12 protein-coding genes are annotated in these 16363 nt (G+C 57.3%); 5 read left to right on the top strand and 7 right to left on the bottom strand.

Annotation, left to right across the window (positions count from 1 at the left end):
* Positions 1-145 precede the first annotated feature (145 nt).
* The 5 genes from NBV64_RS13155 to fdxA form a co-directional block, all read right to left on the bottom strand.
* Positions 146-859, bottom strand: a complete 714-nt coding sequence (locus tag NBV64_RS13155; protein ID WP_009456627.1) for an ATP-binding cassette domain-containing protein — start codon at positions 857-859, stop codon at positions 146-148.
* Positions 860-1103: 244 nt separating this feature from the next.
* On the bottom strand, positions 1104-1742 hold the full coding sequence (gene nth, locus NBV64_RS13150; protein WP_026483118.1) for an endonuclease III: 639 nt from the start codon (positions 1740-1742) through the stop codon (positions 1104-1106).
* Positions 1739-2380 carry an RnfABCDGE type electron transport complex subunit B gene (locus NBV64_RS13145; RefSeq protein WP_009456623.1) on the bottom strand — a complete coding sequence of 214 codons (642 nt, stop codon included), beginning with the start codon at positions 2378-2380 and terminating at the stop codon, positions 1739-1741. The genes nth and NBV64_RS13145 overlap by 4 nt, the downstream gene beginning before the upstream one ends.
* A gap of 52 nt (positions 2381-2432) precedes the next feature.
* Positions 2433-3656: a polyhydroxyalkanoate depolymerase gene (locus NBV64_RS13140; RefSeq protein WP_009456621.1), complete on the bottom strand. Its 1224-nt coding sequence runs from the start codon at positions 3654-3656 to the stop codon at positions 2433-2435.
* A gap of 212 nt (positions 3657-3868) precedes the next feature.
* A complete protein-coding gene (fdxA, locus tag NBV64_RS13135; RefSeq protein ID WP_009456619.1) occupies positions 3869-4192 on the bottom strand; it encodes a ferredoxin FdxA in 324 nt (107 codons plus the stop codon).
* Positions 4193-4432: 240 nt separating this feature from the next.
* On the opposite strand from fdxA, the gene pncB reads away from it, so the two are divergent.
* Positions 4433-5608: a nicotinate phosphoribosyltransferase gene (pncB, locus tag NBV64_RS13130; protein ID WP_035272486.1), complete on the top strand. Its 1176-nt coding sequence runs from the start codon at positions 4433-4435 to the stop codon at positions 5606-5608.
* 180 nt (positions 5609-5788) lie between these two features.
* Here pncB and NBV64_RS13125 read toward each other — a convergent pair whose 3' ends face one another.
* Positions 5789-6307, bottom strand: a complete 519-nt coding sequence (locus NBV64_RS13125) for a flavodoxin family protein (protein ID WP_250755920.1) — start codon at positions 6305-6307, stop codon at positions 5789-5791.
* Between the two features lie 83 nt (positions 6308-6390).
* Between NBV64_RS13125 and NBV64_RS13120 the strand changes: the two genes are divergently transcribed.
* The 4 genes from NBV64_RS13120 to accD all read left to right on the top strand — a co-directional run bounded on the left by NBV64_RS13120 (position 6391) and on the right by accD (position 11806).
* Positions 6391-8685, top strand: coding sequence for a RelA/SpoT family protein (locus tag NBV64_RS13120; RefSeq protein WP_031232614.1), 2295 nt, complete (start codon positions 6391-6393; stop codon positions 8683-8685).
* Positions 8686-8760: 75 nt separating this feature from the next.
* Positions 8761-9960 (top strand): tryptophan synthase subunit beta, encoded by a 1200-nt coding sequence (gene trpB / locus NBV64_RS13115; RefSeq protein ID WP_009456612.1) that lies wholly within the window; start codon positions 8761-8763, stop codon positions 9958-9960.
* Positions 9961-9976: 16 nt separating this feature from the next.
* Complete coding sequence (trpA, locus tag NBV64_RS13110) at positions 9977-10810, top strand: tryptophan synthase subunit alpha (RefSeq protein WP_009456611.1); 834 nt, start codon at positions 9977-9979, stop codon at positions 10808-10810.
* Positions 10811-10927: 117 nt separating this feature from the next.
* A complete protein-coding gene (accD, locus tag NBV64_RS13105) occupies positions 10928-11806 on the top strand; it encodes an acetyl-CoA carboxylase, carboxyltransferase subunit beta (protein WP_026483112.1) in 879 nt (292 codons plus the stop codon).
* 876 nt (positions 11807-12682) lie between these two features.
* Here the strand turns inward: accD and NBV64_RS13100 are convergent.
* The gene (locus NBV64_RS13100) at positions 12683-16024 is read right to left on the bottom strand and encodes an Rne/Rng family ribonuclease (RefSeq protein ID WP_250755919.1); all 3342 of its coding nucleotides are present in this window, start codon (positions 16022-16024) and stop codon (positions 12683-12685) included.
* Positions 16025-16363 lie beyond the last annotated feature (339 nt).

The following is a 16363-nucleotide window of genomic DNA, read 5'->3' as shown; positions in this document are numbered from 1 at the left end:
AAATGGAAAACCTTGGAACCCGTCCGGTTATTTCTGGGCGTTTTTCCACTTTTCGGGATGCCTGTTTATTGAGATCCTGTACCTGCCTTCCAGGCAAGGACAAGTAGGGGGAAGACGCAGGTTTGGAGCTTGGCGAATCAAGTGCTCATACATTCAGGAGTGCGTGCAGGGCTTCGTATTTATGGCTTAATTCGTTGCGGCTGAATCGCTCGATAATTTGCCCTTGTTCCAGCACATGAAACTGATCGCTGAACTCTGCCGAGAATTGCGGGCATTGTTCGGCCAGCACAATGGTGTAGCCCTCATTGCGCAGCGTGCAGATCAACTTGCTTAGTGTCTGGGCCTGCACCGGGGCCAAGCCCTCGGATACCTTGTCCAGAAGCAGCAGATTCACACCCGTGCGCAGCAAGCGCGCAATCGCCAGTATCTTTTGTTCCCCAGTAGACAGGTGGGTAGCCATATGGTGGCGACGCTGCTCCAGACTGGGCAATAGTTCATAGATTTGTACCAGCGACATTCCACCACCCAGGGTTGTTCCTATGGCAGGTGGCAGCAGGAGGTTTTCCTCGCAGCTCAAGCCGGTAAAAATGCTTTGTTCGTAGGGGCTGTAACCCACGCCCAGATCTGCCAGCTGATGCTGGTTCAGGTGAATGGCTTCGGTGCCCTGGATACGGATGGAGCCGCGGCGGCTATCCGTTAAACCCACGATGGCGCGTAGCATGGCACTGCGGCCGGCCCGGTTGCGGCTCAAGACAGTGCAGATTTCGCCGGAAGCGACCTGCAAATTCAAACCGCGCAAGAGCGGGAACTCTCGGTGCCAGGCGTACAGATTCTCAATATCCAGGGCAGCCCGTGTCATGAGAACGCTCCTTGTCGTGAGTCGTCAATATGGGCCTGTACGTTGGCTGGTCGGCGCAGGAACCCGTTACGCGTCCTTTGCCTCTTACCGTGGTGATTCCATCGCCAGCTAACTATAGGCAGAGTCCGTCATGCGTTTCAGTATGGAAGCGCCGACGAAGCAAAACTATGCGGGTTTGTCATAGGATGGTCCGGTTTAATGCACTGTTTGGTAAACAAATGTTGTTAAACTGGGTATGTGTTACTTAAGTGTTAACGGTTTTCGGTTTGAAGTCGCACAAATCCGAGATGCCGCACTGGGGGCACTTGGGCTTGCGGGCTACACAAATGTAGCGGCCATGCAAAATCAGCCAGTGGTGGGCGTCCAGCAAAAAAGGCTTGGGTATGACTTTCTCCAGCTTCTTTTCCACTTCGACCACGTTCTTGCCGGGCGCAATGCCGGTGCGGTTCGCTACACGGAAAATATGTGTGTCTACCGCAATGGTGGGCAGGCCAAACGCGGTGTTCAAGACCACGTTGGCAGTTTTACGACCTACACCGGGAAGCGCTTCCAGAGCGGCGCGATCACAGGGAACCTTGCCTTGATGCAAGTCCAGCAGCATCTGACAGGTCTTGATGACATTGGCTGCCTTGGTCTTGTACAGACCGATGGTCTTGATGGCCTCGCGCAAGCCTTCTTCACCCATGGCCAGGATGCCCTCGGGTGTGCCATGTTCCGGAAAGAATCGGGCTGTGGCCAGGTTCACGGAGCGATCAGTGGCCTGGGCCGACAAAATCACGGCAATCAGCAGCTGAAAGGTGTCAGCGTATTCCAGTTCGGTGGTGGGTTTGGGGTTGGCAGCCTGAAAACGACTGAAAATCTCGTAGCGCTTGGCAGCGTTCATGGTGTGGTTCCGCTTGCAGTCTTGCTGGCACGGCGGGCACGGGCGCGAGCCAGGGCAGAGGCAATGGACGCCTCGCGTTTATCAGCCTGATCGGCATCATTGGCCAGAACGGGTTTATTGGCCAGGGTACGGGCCGCCAGGTCCGAGCTTTCCTTGTGGCGATTCAGCAGGCGCTCCCGGCGCTGTTCGGTATCCAGACGTGCTTGAGCGGCCTGTTCGGCGCTCCAGTCGTCGGTGGGCACCATGCTGATGCAGTCCACAGGGCAGGGCGGCACACAGAGCTCACAGCCTGTGCAGCGGTCGGCCAGCACGGTATGCATCAGCTTGTTGGCGCCAATAATGGCGTCCACCGGACAGGCCTGGATGCACAAGGTGCAACCAATACAGTGTTCTTCGATAATCACCGCCCGACTGGGGCCGGTGAATTCGCCACAGGACGGATCCAGGGGCAGGGCCTCACGACCCAGCAGCTCGGCCAGGGCTTGTACGCCTTCCTGCCCGCCTGGCGGGCAGCGGTTGATGGCCTCGCCCTCAAGCGCGATGGCTTGGGCATAGGGCAGACAGGCGTCGTAACCACAGCGGGTGCACTGGGTTTGAGGGAGCAGGGCGTCAATGCGCCGTATTAAGGTGTCGGACATGAATGCAAAAACGGGGCCATCTGGCCCCGTCAGAAACGGCCTGAGCCAAATATCAGTTGTGCTGACGGATGAAGTCCCTGATTTTAGGACAGATCAGCGTGCGCCAGCGACTTCCGGAGAAAATCCCGTAATGCCCACAGTTGGGTGCGGTGAATTGTTGCTTGAGTTCAGGGGCAATTTTTGCGCACAGCGCTTGAGCCGAATGGGTCTGGCCCTGGCCGGAAATATCGTCCAGTTCGCCCTCAATGGTGAACAAGGCTACGCCATCAATATCTTGTGGACGAACCTGTTCGCCATGCACGTGCCATTGGCCCTTGGGCAGGCGGTGCTCCTGGAACACAATGCGGATCGTGTCCAGATAGAACTCGGCGGGCATATCCAGCACGGCATTGTATTCGTCGTAGAAACGGCGGTGTGCTTGTGCGTCGTCATCATCACCCTTGATCAGGTGCTGATAAAAGTCGTAGTGCGAGCTGACGTGACGATCCGGATTCATGGCCACAAAGCCGGCATGCTGCAAAAAGCCGGGGTACACGCGACGGTGAGCACCGGGGTACTTGGTGGGCACGCGATGAATCAGATTGTTTTCAAACCAGGAATAGGACTTGGTCGTGGCCAGACGGTTCACTTCCGTAGGCGACTGACGCGTGTCGATGGGACCACCCATCATGATCATGCTGCGCGGCATCACGGCCGAGCGGCGGGTCGCCATTAGCGAGACGGCAGCCAGTACTGGCACTGTGGGTTGGCAAACCGACATGACGTGCACCTTCGAGCCCAGCGCCTGTATGAACTCCTGCACATACAGAACGTAATCGTCCAGATGGAAGGGGCCGGCCGAACGGGGCACCATGCGAGCATCAATCCAGTCGGTGACATAGACAGAGTGATCGGGCAACAGCGCACGTACGGTTTCACGCAGCAAGGTGGCGTGGTGGCCGGACAAAGGGGCTACCAGCAAAATTGTGGGGTCCTGAGCGGCTTTGGGGTGATCACGCTCGAAGTGGATCAACTTGCAAAAGGGCTTGCTCAGGTGTTCGACCTCGCGCACGGCAACGGTCTGGCCGTCGATCCGGGTTTCGTTCAGCCCCCAGGCTGGCTTTTCGTAATCCTTGCCGATACGGTGTACCAGTTCAGAGGCCGCCGCCAGTTGGCGCGACAGGGGCGTGTAGGCCAGTGGACTGTATGGGTTGGAGAACCATTGGGAGCTGGTGCCGGTAAAGGCAGCCAGCGGGGCCAGAAAGGACCGCTGAAGTTCGTGCAGATCGTAAAGCATAGTGTGCGCCTTGGTGTTGCCTAATTTGATACAGAGGAATGTATATGCTTATTCCTGTGGGAAACAATACGACGTTTACCGTTCCTCTGTACTTGGGATTTTCCCTTGCTGCAGTGCGGCAAGTTTTTTTATCAAAAGGCGAGATTGGGCGCAAGAGTGGCTGGATAGGAACGCAGCCACCGGGTCGGACTTCTATAGAGCGAGCGAAGGGCTTAGCGCTCCAGATACTGTAGTTTGTTCTCCACACCGTTCCAGTCGTCCGCATCTTCCAGCGGTTTCTTGGAGCGGTTGATGCTGGCAAAAATAGGCGTCAGTTCTGCGTTCAGTTCGATGAAGGGAACTTGGTCCTGCGGCACATCTTCTTCAGCAAAAATGGCATTGGCCGGGCATTCGGGAATACAGACGGCGCAGTCAATGCACTCGTCCGGGTCAATCACCAGAAAGTTCGGGCCTTCACGAAAACAGTCGACGGGGCACACATCCACACAATCGGTGAATTTGCACTTGATACAGTTTTCGGTGACGACGTGGGTCATTTCAGTAACACTCCTGCGGTATCGCTAAGGCGGTCAGTCACGGCAAAGGGCCGTGGATGGGGTGCGCGACAACGCACAGGGCCTGAACGATAAAAATGGGATTTAAATCGAATCTTTCGATTTTAACGAATATTCAGCTTCTTGCTTATTGAGATGGCGCAATAGCTCACCTGCTAGATAGCTGTACGCAAGAACTGGCGCCCGTGCTATGGTTGCGCAATCAAAATCGGTAGGTTTGTGATGATCATTACCTCTTTACTTGATACGGACCTGTACAAGTTTTCCATGATGCAGGTTGTTTTGCATCATTTCCCGGCTGCGCACGTGGAGTATCGCTATAAGTGCCGTACTCCCAATATTAATTTGAGCCAGTACCTGGACGAGATTCGGGCGGAAATTCACGCGCTGTGCCAGTTGCGTTTTTCAGACGCCGAGCTGGATTATTTGCGTAGCCTGCGCTTTATCAAAAGCGACTTCGTCGATTTTCTGGGCTTGTTCCACCTGCCCGAGCGCTGCATTCAGGTGCAGGCCGGTGATGTGCCCGGCGAGATCGAAATTTCGGTTCAGGGGCCCTGGCTGCACACGATCCTGTTCGAGATCCCGGTGCTGGCCATTGTGAACGAGGTTTACTTTCGCAACGAATGTCCGCAGCCGCCATGGGCAGAAGGGCGCGAGCGTCTGCAGTCCAAGATGCGGCTGGTGGTGGATGATCCGGCCCTGAGCGACTTTCGTGTGGCTGACTACGGTACGCGCCGCCGCTTTTCCAAGCAGTGGCACGAAGAAGTGGTCACTACCATGATCGAGCAGATGAAGCCGCACTTTGCGGGCACCAGCAACGTCTGGCTGGCCATGAAGTATGGGGTGACGCCGCTGGGTACGATGGGGCACGAATACTTGCAGGCTTGTCAGGCTCTGGGCCCCCGTTTGCGTGACTCGCAGATTTTTGCTCTGGAAGTGTGGGCCAAAGAGTATCGCGGTGACTTGGGTATTGCCTTGTCGGATGTCTACGGCATGGATGCCTTCCTGCGCGACTTTGACATGTACTTCTGCAAGCTGTTTGACGGTGCTCGCCATGACTCGGGTGACCCATTCATTTGGGGCGAGCGCTTACTGGCGCACTATCAGGCCAACCGTACCGATCCACGTACCAAGACCTTGGTGTTCTCTGACGGTTTGACCATACCCAAAGCCATTGAGCTGGCCCTGCGTTTTGCAGGCCGCTGCAAGGTGTCTTTCGGGATAGGCACCAACCTGACCAATGACCTGGGCCATGAGCCGCTGCAGATCGTCATGAAGATGGTGCGTTGCAATGGCCAGCCCGTGGCGAAAGTCTCGGATGCGCCTGAAAAGACCATGTGTGATGATCCGGCGTATCTGGCTTACTTGCGGCAGGTTTTTCAGCTGCCTCCGGCTTAGAGCTTGGGCTTCCCTTCTTGAGGTCCTTGCTGCTTGAGGCAAATGCTGCTTGGGTAGGGGAGCTAAGGGCATCGTGGTCAGTGATGCTCGTGATTTCAGGCGGGTGGCATCGTTTTAAAGCGATAAAGCTATAGCACTAAAAGTTTGAATCAAAGCCTTTTGCACACGCAAAGGGCTTTTTCATAGACACAGCAGTGCTGCCAGATGCCCACCGGCTTCCCGAGCTTGGGCAATTTGCTCTTCGCTCAAGGTCTTGGGAGCCAGAATGGCTTCTGGCGTCTGGGCGTGAAAATTGAAGATACGGATGGGGGCGGCCAGCTCCAGCCGCCAGCCCGTACAAATCCGTTCCAGTTGCCGTTGTGCACTTTGCCCGTCGCTACCCGCACTGATCAGGGCGGAATAAGGACGCCCGTTGAGTTGATCCAGCACCTCGTAGTAGTTCCGGTCCAGACACTCTTTCATGGCACCGCTCAGACTGCCCAGATTCTCGGGCGCGCAGAACAAATAGGCGTGGGAATCGCGCAAATCCTGTGCTTGCACCTGATCACAATGCAAGCGTTTGATACAGACCTGCTCTGTCTCGCCCAGTTCTTTGAGGACCTGCAGCGCGCCTTCCTCGGCCTGTTCGGCCAGTTGACGGGCGGCGCCGGTACGGGAGTGCCAAATCAACAGAAGCTGGCGGCATGTGTTCAGACTCATAAGCTCTTACTCGCGGTGATAGACTAGCGTCTACAGTATAGAGAGCCACTTCAGCGCTGAGTGGCCACATCGACGTAATCCACATGAATCACACCGCTTCTCCCCCTATGGCCGAGTCGGCCTTCAATCCTCAATGGTTCGCGCAAGCCAGCCACGGACTGGATGAAGCAGGGCGTACGCTATTGCAGGCGGCTGCCGACTGGGCGGGGCCTATTTTGCTGGATCTGGCCGGAAGTACCGGCGAACCCTTGGACAGCCATTGCGCTCAGGTCGCGCTTATTTTGGCTGGCTTGGGTGTGGACGCTCAAACCCGTGCCAGCGCCTTGCTGGCCGTCACTCCTGCTCCTGGGCCGGAGGTCAAGCAGGACCCGGTTCAGAAAGCCTTTGGTGCCGAAGTCATGACGTTGGTACGTGGCTCGCGAGCCTTGTACCGTCTGGGTTCGCTGACAGGCCAGGCCAAGGAGCAGACAGGCGGGGGCGATCAAAAGGAAATGAAGCGCAAGATGCTGCTGGCGATGGCCGCTGACTTGCGCATTGTGATGATGCGCCTGGCTTCGCGCCTGCAGTCCTTGCGCTGGTATCGGCAGTCCAAGACCGTCTGCCCGGTCGAGTTTGCGCGTGAAACGCTGGAGCTTTATACGCCCTTGGCGAATCGTTTGGGGATTTGGCAGATCAAGTGGGAAATGGAAGATCTGGCCTTTCGCTTTCTGAATCCCGAGGTCTACAAGAATATTGCCAGTAAGCTGGAAGACAAGCGCGTAGAGCGCGAAACCCTGATCAGTCAGGTGCGCGACCAACTGCTGGCAGCCTTGAAACGCGAGCATATCGTGGCTGAGGTTTCAGGCCGGCCCAAGCATATCTTCAGTATCTGGAACAAGATGCGCAACAAGCATCTGGATTTCGATCAGCTGTTTGATCTGCGCGCCTTGCGTGTCATTGTTGATGACGAGCGCAGCTGCTACCACACCCTGGCGGTGGTGCATTCGCTGTGGACGCCGGTGCCCGAGGAGTTTGACGATTACATCTCCCGGCCCAAGCCCAATGGCTACCGTTCCCTGCATACCGTTATTGCGGATGCACAGGGGCGCTGCTATGAAATCCAGATCCGCACACGCGACATGCACCAGTTCGCGGAATACGGGATGGCTGCCCATTGGCGCTACAAGGAAGCTGGAGCCCAGGGCGGACAGCAGGTGGCCGATGGTGAGGACGATAGAAAGATAGCCTGGATGCGTCAATTGCTGGCCTGGGACAGGGAGGCGTCCACCTCGAACGCTACCGAGCCTGCCCCGCAAGCAGACAGCAGCAAAGATTCGGCTTCCGAAAAGGTAGTGGAGCCCGTTGCCAGCAAGAAACCGGCTGTTGCCAGGCCTTTGAAGGCTCAGGAAGACGAACATATTTATGTGCTGACGCCGCAGGCTCGGGTTATCGAGCTGCCTGTGGGGGCGACGCCGGTGGACTTTGCCTACTACCTGCATACCGATCTGGGCCACCGTTGCCGGGGTGCGCGGGTTGATGGACAGATGGTGCCTTTGTCCACGCGCTTGTCGACTGGCCAGACGGTAGAGATTGTGGCGGCCAAATCCGGCGGTCCATCGCGTGACTGGCTGAACGTGCAGTTGGGCTTTCTGGCCAGCCCACGCTCGCGCTCCAAGGTGCGCGCCTGGTTCAACGCGATTGAGTTGCAGCAGCGCATCTCTCAAGGCCAGAGCATGGTCGAAAAAGAGTTGCAACGACTGGGTCGTACGGCCGTGAATCTGGAGCAGATGGCGCAACAGCTGGGCTTTGCCAAGGCAGATGACCTGTATGTTGCCGTGGCCAAGGATGAATTCAGCCTGCGTCAGGTGGATGCCTTGTTCCGTGAGGATGTGCAGGAGGAAGAGCCCGTACAGCGTGTGTTTGATGCGGCCCGGGAAAGTGTTTCCAAGACCGGGAAAAGCGGCGTGCTGGTGGTGGGTGTAGATTCGCTAATGACGCAGCTGGCCCGTTGCTGCCGTCCCGCACCCCCTGATCTGATTGCCGGTTTTGTGACTCGTGGTCGGGGCGTGTCCATACACCGTGCTGACTGCAAGTCCTACCAGGAACTGGCTGATCGACAACCTGAAAGGGCTATTAGCGTCGATTGGGGCGATACGGGGGATACTCAGTATCCCGTGGATTTGGCCATTGAGGCTCAGGAGCATCCCAGCCTCTTGCGTGATCTCTCGGAAGTGTTTGCCCGCCTGCGTTTGAACGTAACGGGTATCAACACCTTGAGTCGCCGCTCGTTGACGCGCATGATATTTACTATTGAAGTGCGTGATGGCGAGCAAATTCAAAAGGCTTTAGCGGCCTTGAACGAGTTATCGGGCGTCAGCGCCCGCCGCTACTCGTCCTGAACTGCTAAAATCGGTAAACCTAAACCTCGCGGGCGTTGTGCCCGCGATTGTTCTTGTCAATCAAGAGAGCGAGCTTTGAAAACCTATACCTTGCCCGACCCGGATGGACATTTTGGTCAGTTTGGTGGTTCGTTTGTCGCTGAAACGCTGGTCCACGCCCTGGACGAGTTGAAAGCAGCCTACGAACAGTATCGGAACGATCCTGAGTTTCTGCGTGAGTTTCACTACGAACTCAAGCATTTTGTCGGTCGTCCCAGCCCTGTGTACCATGCCCGTCGATGGTCGGAGCAACTAGGTGGAGCTCAGATCTGGTTCAAGCGCGAAGATCTCAATCACACTGGCGCACACAAGATCAACAACTGTATCGGTCAGATTTTGCTGGCTCGCCGCATGGGCAAGCCACGCATTATTGCTGAAACCGGTGCAGGCCAGCACGGCGTGGCAACGGCTACGGTCGCCGCCCGCTATGGTCTGGAGTGTGTGGTCTACATGGGTAGCGAGGACGTACGCCGTCAGGCTTCCAATGTGTACCGCATGAAGTTGCTGGGTGCGACGGTCGTTCCTGTGGAATCCGGTTCGCGCACCCTGAAAGACGCGCTGAACGAAGCCATGCGCGACTGGGTCACCAATATCAGCAATACCTTCTACATTATTGGTACGGTGGCTGGACCTCATCCTTACCCGATGATGGTGCGCGACTTCCAATGCGTGATCGGTGACGAGTGCGTGGAGCAAATGCCTCAGGACGCCGGTCGTCAGCCTGACTACGTTTTGGCGTCGGTGGGCGGTGGTTCCAATGCCATGGGCATTTTCTACCCCTACATCGAGCACAAGGATGTGGAGCTGATCGGAGTGGAAGCGGCTGGCCGCGGTCTGGATACGCTGGAGCACTCGGCTTCCCTGAACAAGGGCATGGTGGGTGTGCTGCACGGTAACCGTACCTATGTGCTGCAGGACGATGACGGTAACGTCATGCCTACGCACTCGGTGTCGGCTGGCCTGGATTACCCAGGTGTGGGTCCCGAGCACGCCTGGCTGAAAGATTGTGGCCGTGCGCAATACGCCACCTGCACCGATGAAGACGCCCTGAAAGCGTTTCACGATTGCTGCCGCATCGAAGGCATCATGCCCGCGCTGGAGTCCTCGCACGCGCTGGCGCATGCGGCTCGCATTGCCCCGACTTTGCCCAAGGATAAAATCATCCTGGTCAGTTTGTCCGGTCGTGGCGATAAGGACATGCACACGGTCGCCGAGTACGGCGGCTTGACTCTGTAAGCAATCGGGAACGGATATGTCGAGTAATGTGCGTCTGAAAAAGACGTTTGAAGGTTTGAACGGGCGCTGTGCCCTGGTGCCTTATATTACGGCCGGAGACCCTTCGGTGCCCGCTACCGTGGCCTTGATGCATGCCTTGCGTCAGGCCGGGGCAGATGTCATTGAATTGGGTGTGCCGTTTTCTGATCCCACTGCCGATGGCCCGGTGATTCAGCAGGCGGCTGAACGTGCCATCAGCCGTGGTGTGGGCTTGCGTAAAGTGCTGGAGATTGTGCAGCAGTTTCGTTTGATCGATGAGGAAACGCCGGTTGTTCTGATGGGTTACGCCAATCCTATTGAGCGTATCGGTCAGGCTGAATTTGCCGTCATGGCAGGTAAGGCGGGTGTGGACGGCGTACTGACGGTGGATTACCCACCTGAAGAGTCCGAGGATTTCACCCGTTTGCTGACCGAGCAAGGCGTGGATACCATTTTCCTGCTCTCGCCCACGTCCACGGACGAGCGCATTGCCAAGGTAGCCGCTTTGGCGCAGGGCTATGTGTATTATGTGTCCCTGAAAGGTGTGACCGGTTCGGCCCAGATTGATGTGGCTGATGTGGAACACCACTTGCAGCGTATTCGTCAGCACGTCAAAATTCCGGTCGGAGTGGGTTTCGGGATTCGGGACGCGCAAAGCGCCAAAGCCATTTCCCGTAGCGCGGACGCAGTTGTCATTGGCTCCAAGCTGATCCAGACCATGGAGCAGGCTGTGCAGGAGAACGCTGGCAAAGAGCAAAAGGATATGGATGCAGCTGCGGTTGCAGCAGCTAGCCAATGGCTCGCGCAGATACGTCAGGCACTGGATAATTAGCCTAAATACCTATTCCGCGTATAGAATCATCTGCCTGTTCTTCAGGAGCAGGCGCTTTTTTTCAGAATAAAGAGCTTGGTGGGCCGGGTGCCGGCCAGGCGAAAACAGGATCTAACAATGAGCTGGATCGAGAAAATACTCCCGCCGCGAATTAACCGTAACCCCGAAAGCAGCCGTCGCGTTCCCGAAGGGCTGTGGGTGAAATGTCCGTCGTGTGAGTCTGTGCTCTACAAGGAAGATCTCCAAGCCACCTTGAATGTCTGCCCCAAATGCAGCCATCACATGCGCATTGGTGCTCGTGCCCGGATCAAGTCCTTGCTGGACCCCGAAGGCCAGACCGAGATTGGTTCCAACACCCGTCCTATGGACCCCTTGAAGTTCCGCGATTCGCGCAAGTACACCGAACGTGTTTCTGAGGCGGCCAAGCAGACGGGCGAAACTGAAGCCATGGTGGTCATGAGCGGTACGATTTTGTCTGTGCCTGCCGTGGTGGCCTGCTTCGAGTTTGAATACATGGCCGGTTCCATGGGTTCCGTGGTGGGCGAGCGTTTCACACGTGGTGTGCAGGCGGCTATTGCCAACCGTAGTCCTTTTATTTGCGTGGCCGCTTCGGGTGGTGCGCGTATGCAGGAGAGCTTGTTCTCTCTGATGCAGATGGCCAAGACGACGGCTATTTTGGCTGAATTGTCCGAGGCGGGTTTGCCGTTTATCAGCATTTTGACTGACCCCACCATGGGTGGTGTGTCGGCCAGTTTCGCTTTTATGGGCGATGTGGTGATTGCCGAGCCTAATGCCTTGATCGGTTTTGCCGGTCCTCGCGTGATTGAGCAGACTGTGCGCGAGAAACTGCCCGAAGGCTTCCAGCGTGCCGAGTTCTTGCTGGAGAAGGGCGCTATCGATATGGTGGTTGATCGTCGCGAGCTGCAGCGTGAGCTGGCCGAGTTGCTGGCTTTGCTGACTCGTCAGCCTGCTGAGGCTGTGTCGCGGCATTCTTGATTGCCAAGGAATTGCTAAAGAAGAACGCCACCTGGGTTTAGGTGGCGTTTTTTTTGGGCTGCCGTGTTTTTGTTTTTTTGCAAAGCGGTTTTTGGTATTGAGGCGTTGGCTTGTGAGTTGAAGCTTCAGGGCGAGATTGGCTTGGTTTTCTTGGTGTGGGGAGTACGACCCTGGGGCGGGGCCCTGGCCCGTGCTGCGCACGGGTACCCTTGGCTATTGAACAATCCAGGCGCCCAGTGAACTCGCCAGGTACTTGGTCCCCCGGACCAAGTACAAGCGTCTGGCTCGAACAGCACTGGGCTTGCACCCTGGATTGTTCAATGGCCCGCGGCCAAGTCCCTGACTCGCCCCAGGGCCGTACTCCCCACACCAAGAAAAAAGGAATATCGCAGAGGGCTCAAATAGAGGGCTGTATCTACTATCTGCACCTGCACCTGCACCTGCACCTGTGCCTGTCCTGCCCAGTGCTTGTACTTGTACCTGAGCCTGTGTTGGAAGCTATGCCTCGTTCGGTTGTGTGTGTACGCGCGTTTTCTGCATTGTTGGTTTCAGCTTTGTTTTTCTCTTTATTTTTATATTTGGCTGTGTCTGCTGCTGGAGTTGAAAGATTTATAGGCTTGGGATTAAGGCCAGGGCAGGTTTAACGCCGAGCTCGACGCTGCAGCAGGCGGAGCTAGGCTAAGTTTGGGTTTGGGTTTGGGTTTGGGTTTGGGTTTGGGTGAAAGAGAATAGTGACTTTTTTGGGAGGCTGGGATTAGCGGGGAAGGAGAAAGGGCCCAGGTGACTACTCTTTGTGGATACGGGTAGGTATAAAAAAACGGATGCGACAGGCATAAAAAACGCCGCCCTTGTGGGCGGCGTTTTTAGTCTTGCTGTTTACTGCGTTTCAACCTGTTGCAGCGGCTCGCTGTTCTCGGTTTCTGCAGCACGTTGCTTGCGTGGGCGACCCAGGCGCACTGGTGCGGGCTGGTAGTCGTCCTGTGTTGCCGAGCGAACGGTTTCCACTAGTTCGATGCCCGCTGCGTTCAGTACGGCTTCCAGAGGGGCGGCTGTGGGCTTCTGTGCTTGTTCGGCAGCAGGGGCTTTTGCAGCTGCAGTCGTTTGAGTCTCAACGCGAGTCTCTACGGCTGTGGTTTCCACTGGAGTGGCTTCAACGGCCGGGGCTTCAACTGCAGGTTGTGCTTCTGCGGGAGTAGCAGTTGTCTCCACGGCTTCAGCTTGAGCTTCGGTGGCTTCTGCTTTGGCTGGTTCGGCAGCAACTTCTGCTTGCGCAGGAGCAACAGCTTCTTCAGCGGCAGGAGCTTCTGGCGCTACCTCGGCCTGAGCGGCTGGAGCAGCAACTTCTTCCTGGGCAGTAGCGGTTTCTACGGCTGCAGTTTCCACTGGAGCGGCTTCAACGGCTGGGGTTTCTGCTGCGGCTTGCGTTTCTGCGGGCGCTGCGGCTGTTTCTACAGCTTCAGCTTGAGCTTCGGTCACTTCTACTTTGGCAGGTTCGGCGGCAGCTTCTGCTTGCACAGGAGCAACGGTTTCTTCTGCGGCTGGAGCTTCTGGAGCAACTTCGGCCTGAACGGCTGGAGTGGCTACTTCTTCCTGGGCTGGAGCGGTTTCAACAGCGTTTGCCGGGGTCGTAGCGACTTCTTCAGCTTGTTGTGCGGCTTGAGCAGCGGCAGGGGCTTCTTCAGAGGCCTCTACGGCGACAGGAGCTGCTTCTTGTGCTGCAGGTGCCTCTACGGCTGCTTGTGGCTGTTCAGGCTCGGCTGCTGCGGTTTGGGTGGCAGCTTGTTCCTGGGCATCCAGGGCAGCGGGGTTGAAGCTAGGTGTTTCGTGAGCAACGTAGGCGCTGGTATTGCCTTCTTCGTTGTTCTCTTCGTTCTCGGCTACGGCGTTGGCGTCGGTGTTACGACGACCACGACGGCTACGACGACGGCGACGTTTGCGTTCTGGGTCCAGAGCGCCGTTTTCGCTGTTCTCGTCGGTTTCGGCATCCGAGTTGTCGCTGGTATCAGCGCTGTCGGCCTCGGCCAGCTGTTCAGCGCGGGTTTGCGCTTCTTGCTTGGTGGCGGCCACGGCAGCCACTACGGCGACGCTGGCCACTGCGGCAGCAGCCTGTTCGTGCTGGGCTTCAGTGCTGGCGACGTCTTTGTTCAGCTCGACGTTTTCTGTGCTGCCTTCTTCACGGCGTTGACGGCCACGGCCACGGCGGTTACGTGGGTTGCGGCTGTTGCTGCTGCCTTCGTCGGCAGTGGCGGGCGTCGTGTTGGCGCTTTGTGGAGTTTCCAGAGCAGATTCGTTACCTGCTGAGGCGTTACGGCGGCGACCACGGGTATTACTGCCGGTGTTTTCCGTGCTGGCTTTTTCTTCCTGAGCCGCTTCCGGGCGGTTGGACTGGCGACGGCCACGACCACCTTGGCCACGGCCACTATTGGATTGGCCGGGACGACCTTGGCGGCGGCCAGAGGAGGATTTGCTGCTTTCGGATTTGGTGGTCTCGGCCACGGGTTCGGCAGGTGCGCCGGACAACCAGTTCAGCAGGCGCTTGAGCAGGCCGGGCTTGTTGTCGCTAGCAGCGGCGCTGGCGGCTGCGGCGGCAGCAGGCTTGCTCATGGGAGCTGGCTGGGCCGGTGTGGTGCTCTTGACCAGGGCTTCTGGACGAGGCTTGATTTCGTGGCTGCGGTGCGGCACCAAGCTGTCTTGCTGCTCAGGCTGCTGGACCAGCTCGTAGCTGCTGCGCAGTTCGTCCAGACGGGGGTCGTCGTGGCGCAGGCGCTCGATGATGTGGTGTGGGGTTTCCAGATTCTTGTTCGGAATCAGGATCAGGGCAATGTTCAGGCGCGATTCGATCTTGGTGATGTCAGCGCGTTTTTCGTTCAGCAGGAAGGTAGCCACATCCACCGGCACCTGAGCGTGCAGGGCGGCCGTGCCTTCTTTCATGGCTTCTTCTTGCAGCAGACGCAGTACGTGCAGGGCGCTGGATTCGGCATCACGAATGACGCCAGTGCCGGTGCATCGTGGGCAAGTGATGTGGGAGCCTTCGTTCAGGGCAGGGCGCAGGCGCTGACGGGACAGTTCCATCAGACCAAAGCGCGAGATCTTGCCCATCTGGACGCGAGCACGGTCCAGGTGCAGGGCATCACGCAGGCGTTGTTCGACAGCACGCTGGTTCTTGCTGTCTTCCATATCGATAAAGTCGATAACAATCAGGCCACCCAAGTCACGCAAACGCAACTGGCGGGCCACTTCGTCGGCGGCTTCCTGGTTGGTGCGCAGGGCGGTTTCTTCAATGTCGGCACCACGCGTGGAGCGAGCCGAGTTCACGTCAATGGCAACCAGGGCCTCGGTGTGGTCGATAACGACAGCACCGCCCGAAGGCAATTGCACGGTACGCGAGTAGGCGGTTTCGATCTGGTGTTCGATCTGAAAGCGCGAGAACAGCGGGATGTCATCGCGGTACATCTTTACGCGATGCAGATTGTCGGGCATGACCACGCTCATGAAAGCGGCGGCCTGCTCGTGAATCTCGTCCGTGTCGATCAGGATTTCGCCAATATCGGGCGAGAAGTAATCGCGGATGGCCCGGATAACCAGGCTGGATTCCAGATAAATCAGGATAGGAGCTGCATTGTCGCGGGCAGCGCCGTCAATGGCGGTCCACAACTGCATCAGGTAGTTCAGGTCCCACTGCAGCTCTTCGACGCTGCGGCCGATACCTGCGGTGCGGGCGATGATGCTCATGCCCTGCGGAATGTCCAGCTGGTCCATGGCTTCGCGCAGTTCCTGCCGGTCTTCGCCTTCAACGCGGCGCGATACGCCACCCCCACGGGGGTTGTTGGGCATCAGAACCAGATAGCGGCCTGCCAGGGAAATGAAGGTGGTCAGGGCAGCGCCCTTGTTGCCACGCTCTTCTTTTTCAACCTGGATGATCAGTTCCTGGCCTTCAACCAGGGCGTCCTGGATGCGGGCGCTGCGTACATCAACCCCTTCCTTGAAGTAGCTGCGAGCTACTTCCTTGAATGGCAGAAAGCCGTGACGCTCTTCACCGTAGCTGACGAAGCAGGCTTCCAGGCCGGGTTCGATGCGGGTGATGACCCCTTTGTAGATATTGCCTTTGCGCTGTTCGCGCCCGGCTGTTTCGATGTCGAGGTCAATCAGTTTTTGACCGTCGACAATGGCGACGCGTAGTTCTTCTTGATGCGTCGCATTGAACAACATGCGTTTCATGAGTGTGGATCTCCGTTGTCATGGAGCACCGAAATATCGGCGCACGACCGCGGGTCACAGGTGTGTAGCGCTATAGCTGCATCAGTTTGGTGCAGGCAGGCAAAATCGGCCTACCGGCTTATAGTCTGGGAGGCACGAGTCGCGCCAAAGCGCGAAGTTCAATCAGCAGGGGGGTCAGAGTCACGGTGTGTGTTTGACGAATATAAAATTGCTGGGGGAACGGCAGCCGCATAAATCATGCGGCTGGTGCAAAAGAGCGGGACAATCTGTGCAGGAATTCAGCGCCGCACGCGGGAGGAAAACATCTCTTGGAAAGCGGGCCTTCTTGCCACACGACTT

Source organism: Alcaligenes sp. DN25 (assembly GCF_023674485.1).
Taxonomy (GTDB): Bacteria; Pseudomonadota; Gammaproteobacteria; order Burkholderiales; family Burkholderiaceae_B; genus Alcaligenes; species Alcaligenes phenolicus.
This window is presented reverse-complemented; position numbering and strand designations above follow the sequence as displayed.